The 441-nt window shown below is 65.1% G+C and carries 1 pseudogene; it reads left to right on the top strand.

Annotated elements, in window-relative coordinates:
- Nucleotides 1-441 (top strand): annotated as a pseudogene (locus DW850_RS09975) (SIS domain-containing protein); the annotation flags it as partial.

Genomic DNA, 441 nt, shown 5'->3' with positions numbered 1-441 from the left:
AGGACGGCAAGAACGTCTACGAGGCCGGCAAGAAGATGACCGCGCTCGCCGACAAGGTCGCCGACGAGGGCTACGACGCCGTGTTCCTGATGGGCGTCGGCGGCACCTGGGACGAGCTCATGCAGCTCGAGTACCTCATGAACAAGTTCGGCGACCGCGACCTCGAGGTCTACCTGATCCACGCCGCCGAGTGGAACGTCATGGGCCACAAGCGCATGACCGAGAAGTCCGTCGTGCTCACCGCCTCCGAGTCCGGCACCACCCCCGAGGTCCTCGAGGCCGTCAAGAAGATGAAGGACATGGGCGTGCGCGTCTACGCCATGACCAAGCCCGAGGGCCCCATCGGCCAGGCTGTGGGTGCCGAGAACTGCGTCAAGATGGCTTCCGATCACGGTAACGGCGGCTGCGAGATGGGCTACTACCTCGCCGACTGCTTCGGCC

The organism is Collinsella sp. AM36-4AA, assembly GCF_003467795.1.
In the GTDB taxonomy this organism is placed as follows: domain Bacteria; phylum Actinomycetota; class Coriobacteriia; order Coriobacteriales; family Coriobacteriaceae; genus Collinsella.
The sequence above is the reverse complement of the archived record's forward strand: the minus strand, read 5'-3'. Positions and strand labels throughout refer to the sequence as shown.